The organism is Streptomyces sp. NPDC052040 (assembly GCF_044548405.1).
In the GTDB taxonomy this organism is placed as follows: Bacteria; Actinomycetota; Actinomycetes; order Streptomycetales; family Streptomycetaceae; genus Streptomyces.
In genome coordinates, this window is the sequence record NZ_JBIUBV010000032.1 from 1 (window position 1) to 5,189 (window position 5,189).

The window sequence follows — 5,189 nt, forward strand, 5'->3', positions numbered from 1 at the left end:
GTGCTGGACGACGGGGTGCTGGGGGCGCAGTCGGCCGAGCGTTTTGGTCGGGTGTTCGGGGCGAAGGCGGGGGGTGCGGCGGAGCTGGACCGGGTCCTGCGGGCCAGGCGGATTCCGCTGGACTTCTTTGTCGCCTTCTCCTCCGTCGCCGCCCTCCTCCCCACCCTGGGGACGGGCGGATACGGCGCCGCCAACGCCTTCCTGGACACCCTGATGGCCCGTCGCCGCGCCGACGGGCTGCCCGGTCTCGCGGTCAACTGGGGCCCCTGGGCCGAGGTCGGCATGGCCGCCCGCGACGCCGCCGACCACGGGAAGACCGGACTGCGGCCGATCCCCGCCGACAGCGGTGCCCGTCTCGCGGTCCGGCTGGCCTGCGCCGCCCCGGACGCCCCCGCGGTCGCGGTCGCCCCGGCGGACTGGTCGGCCTTCCGCGCCGCGCTCGCCGACACCCTGCCGGACGGCTATCTGGACCGGCTGGCCCCACCGCCCGCCGTCCCCGCGGCCACCGCCCCGGATGCCGGGCAGGGCGCCGTACCGTCGCTGCGCGGCGAACTGGCCGCGGCCCGCGACCCCCGGGCCCTGCTCGCTGAACGCACAGAACTGATGCTCCGTCAAGTCCTGGGCTCACGGCAGCCCGTGGGACGCCACCAGGGCTTCGCCTCCCTCGGCATGGACTCGCTCATGGCCGTGGAGTTCCGGGCCCGGCTCTCGGACGCCCTGGAGCTGAAGCTGCCCACCACCCTGGCCTTCACCCACTCCACCCTCGACGACCTCGTGCCCTTCCTGGCACAGCACCTCGCCCTCCCGTCCGCCGAACCGGCCGAGGACCCGGCCGACGAGGCGGAGCAGGAGGACCCCGGCGCCACGGCTCCCGCCGCCACCTCGGCTAACGAGCTGATGGCCCGGATCTCGGAGAAATACCGCACACACCGGCGCGCCTGACCCGGCGCACCGGCCGCGGGAGCACCGACCCGGTACTCCCGCCCCCGGCGACAGGCACCGAGAAAAAAGGACAGGAACCGAGACCGTGACCACCCCCACCGCTCCCGCGTACCGCCCCGCCCCCGCGGCCCCGCCCCTCCCGCACCCGCTCCGGTGACCCCCTGACGGTCGGCCGGGCCGACGGCCGTACGGACCGCACCGCCGTCCGTACGCACCGCGCCCGCGCCGGTCCCACGGCACTGGCCGACGCACCGCCGCGGCACGGCACTCATGCGCGCCCGACGCACACCCGCGCGCACCAGACCGACTGCCGCCCCGAATAGCAGAGTTGTTGGAGGGAAACGCCACCATGGCCGGAACGACGCCGCAGGACGAGCTGCTCGCCTCGTTGCAGCAGTCCGTGTACGTCATCGACAAGCTGGAGAGCGAACTCGCCCGCGGCCGCGAGGAGATCGCGATCATCGGCATGTCCTGCCGGTTCCCCTCCGCGGACGGCACGGCCGAGTTCTGGCGGCTGCTGCGCGAGGGCAGGGACGCCATCACCGAAGTCCCGTTGGACCGCTGGGACATGGCGGCGCTGTACGACCCGGACCCCGCCGCCGAGGGCAAGCTCTACAGCCGCCACGGCGGCTTCGTGGACGGCGTGGACCGCTTCGACCCGCTGTTCTTCGGCATCTCCCCCAAGGAGGCCGCCCGGCTCGACCCCCAGCACCGGATGCTGCTGGAGGTCGCCTGGGAGTCCCTTGAGGACGCCGGGCACGCCCCGCGGACCCTGCGCGGCAGCCGCACCGGCGTCTATGTCGGCATCGCCGAGAACGACTACGCGCGGCTCGTCGAGGAGGCCCACGGCACCCGCCTCGACCACTACGACGCCACCGGCACCGGCTTCTGCTTCGCCTCCGGCCGGATCTCGCACGTCCTCGGGCTCCAGGGCCCCAACATGGCCATGGACACGGGCTGTTCCAGCTCCCTGGTCGCCCTCCACCAGGCGGTGTCCGCGCTGCGGCTCGGCGAGTGCGAGCTGGCTCTCGCGGGCGGGGTGCATCTGCGGCTGTCCCCGACCACCTCACTGTCGCTGGCCCGGACCGGGGCGCTGGCCCCGGACGGCCGGTGCAAGACCTTCGACGCCCGGGCGGACGGCTTCGGCCGCAGCGAGGGCTGCGGAATGGTCGTCCTCAAGCGGCTGTCCGACGCCCGCCGGGACGGCGACACCGTCCTCGCCGTCGTCCGCGGTTCGGCCGTCAATCACGACGGGCCCGCCAGCGGTTTCACCGTCCCCAACCAGTCGGCGCAGATCTCCCTCATCCGCGACGCCCTCGCCAACGCGGACGTCGAGCCGGACGAGGTGTCCTTCGTCGAGACCCACGGCACCGGCACCGCCCTGGGCGACCCGATCGAGGTCGGCGCCCTCGCCGAGGTGTTCGGCCGCAGCCCGCACCCCGTGGTGCTGGGCGCCGTGAAGAGCAACATCGGCCACACCGAGGGCGCCGCCGGGATCGCCGGTGTCATCAAGACGGTCCTGGCGCTCCGGCACGGCGAGATCCCGGGCAATGTGCACTTCACCGAGCCCAACCCGCATGTGGACTGGGCGGAACTGCCGTTCACCGTGCCGACCGCGCCCACCGGGTGGCCCTCGACGGGCGGCGCCCGGGTCGCGGGGATCAGCTCCTTCGGGATGAGCGGCACGAACGCCCACATCGTGCTGGCGGCCGCGCCCGAGGAGGCCGCGCCCGAGGCTGCTGCTCCCGCGGCGGCAGGGTCCGCGGAGACCGGGTCCGAGGAAGCCGGGTCCGGCGAGGCCGCTGCCCCCGGACAGCCCGTCGGCCCCGAGGAGTCCGGCCGCCCCCTTCACGTCCTGGCACTGTCCGGCCGTACCGAGAAGGCGCTCGCCGAGGCCGCCGGGCGGATGGCCGGATTCCTGGCCGGGGACGCGGACGGGGTCCCGCTCGACGACGTCTGCTTCACCGCCAACACCGGCCGGGACCACTTCGAACACCGTCTCGCCGTGGTCGCGGCCACGCCCGGCGAACTGGCCGAGCGGCTGACCTCGGCCAACGGCGCCACCGGCTACGTCCCCGCGCACCGGCCCGTCCCCGCCGTGGCCCTCCTCTTCACCGGACAGGGCGCCCAGTACCGGGACATGGCCCGCGAGCTGTACGCGACCCGGCCGGTCTTCCGCGCGGCCGTCGACCGCTGCGCCGCGCTCTTCGACCGCCACCTGGACCGCCCCCTGCTCTCCGTACTGCACCCGGAGGACACCGGCGCCCCCGCGGACGGCCCCGACGGACCGGTGCCGGGGCGCGGTCCGGGACAGGGCCCCGCGGACCTGGTGGACCGTACGGAGTACACCCAGCCCGCCCTGTTCACCGTCGAGTACGCCCTTGCGGAGCTGTGGCGCTCCTTCGGCGTCACCCCCGATGTGGTCCTGGGCCACAGCATCGGCGGGATCGTCGCGGCCTGTGTGGCCGGGGTGTTCACCCTGGAGGACGCGACCCTGCTGGTGGCCGAGCGGGGCCGGTTGATGGGCGCGCTGCCGGACGGCGGCGCGATGGTGTCGCTGCGCGCCGAGGAGGCCGTGGTCGCCGAGGCCGTCGCCCCCCACCCCCTGGTGTCCATCGCCGCCGTGAACGCGCCCGGCGAGGTGGTGGTGTCCGGCGCCGCCGACCAGGTCGAGTCGGTCGTGGCGGCACTCGCCGCCCAGGGGGTCAAGGCCCGCCGCCTGTCGGTGTCGGGCGCCTTCCACTCGCCGCTGATGGCGCCGGTCGCCGAGGGGCTGCGCGAGGTCGCCCGGCGGCTGCGCTACTCGCCCCCGCGCATCACCGTCGTCTCGGACCTGACCGGCGCCCCCGCGGAGGCCGAGGAGCTGTGCGACCCCGAGTACTGGGTGCGGCACGCCCTGGAGCCGGTGCGCTTCGCCGACGCCGTACGGTCCGCCCATGCCGTGGGCGCCCGGGTGTTCGTGGAGGCCGGGCCCAAGCCGGTCCTGCTGGGCCTCGGCCGGGCCTGCCTGCCCGACGACGGGAGCGACAACGGCACCAGTGGCGGGGACGAGGACACGGCCTGGGTGCCCAGCCTGCGGCCCGGCCGGGAGCGGTCCGCGCTGCTGTCCGCCGTAGCCGCCCTGCATGTGCGGGGTGTCCCCGTGGACTGGGCGGCCGTGGACGGGCGGGCCCACCCCCGGCGGGTGCCGCTGCCCACCTACCCCTTCCAGCGCGAACGCCACTGGTTCACCGCGCCCCCGCAGGCCGCGGTCCGCGCCGCCGCCCGGGTCAGGCCCCTGCTCGACACCCGGGTCCGGCTCCCGCAGTACCGGGCCACGGTCTTCCAGACCGAACTGGGCACCGCCACCCTGCCGTTCCTCGGCGAACACCGGGTGGGCGGATCCGTGGTGTCGCCCGGCGCCTGCCACCTGGCGATGGCGGCGAGCGCCGCCGAGGCGGCCCACGGCGGTGACACGGTCGTCCTGCGCGATGTCGTCTTCCCCGGGCCGCTGGTGCTGCCCGACGACGGCACCCGCACCGTGCAGCTCGTCCTGAGCCCCGCCCCGGACACCGCCGAGCGGGAGTTCCAGCTGCTGGACGCCGCCGGAGAGACGGAGGAGGGCCCCGAAGGAGCGGCGGACGCCGCCGTGTTCGCCAGTGGCCGGGTGGTCGTGGACGCCCCCGTGGAGGAGCCCGGCACCGACCGCGCCCTGGACACGGACGCCGTACGGGACCGCCTGGGCCGGGAGATCGGCCGGGACGCGCTCTACGCCCGGCTCGCCGCCCATGGCATCGAACTCGGGCCCCTCTTCCGCAGGCTGGACCGCATCTGGGCGGACACGGACGAGGTCCTGGCCACCGTGACCCCCGCGGAGCCCGGCACCACCCCGCTCGCCCCGGTCCACCCCGGGCTCCTGGACGCGCTCTTCCAGGCCACCGAGGCGAGCGCACTCGCCTCGGACGCGCCGGACGAGGCCCGGCTGCCCTTCGCGGTGGAACGGCTCGTCGTCCGGCCGGGCGCCGACGAGCGCGCCCACTGGATCCACGCCCGCCGCGCCGCTGACGGCCGCTGGGACATCACCCTGCTGGACACCGCCGGAACGCCCCTGGTCGAGGTCCGGGGCTTCGAGGACCGTCCGGTCCCCCGCGGCGGCCTCACCGACCGCGCCGGGGAGTGGGCGGACTGGCTGGTGGGGGTGGAGTGGTCGGAGGTGGCCGAGGAGGGTCTCGCCGGGGGGTTGTCGGGGCGGTGGTGCGTCGTCGGTG

2 protein-coding genes are annotated in these 5,189 nt (G+C 75.5%); both read left to right on the plus strand.

Annotated elements, in window-relative coordinates; all coding sequences use genetic code 11:
* On the plus strand, window positions 1-942 hold a 942-nt coding region (locus tag ACIHAA_RS31820; RefSeq protein WP_399823305.1), incomplete at its 5' end, for a beta-ketoacyl reductase.
* 349 nt (window positions 943-1,291) lie between these two features.
* Window positions 1,292-5,189: type I polyketide synthase (locus ACIHAA_RS31825; protein WP_399823306.1), on the plus strand; the 3,898-nt coding region annotated here is incomplete at its 3' end.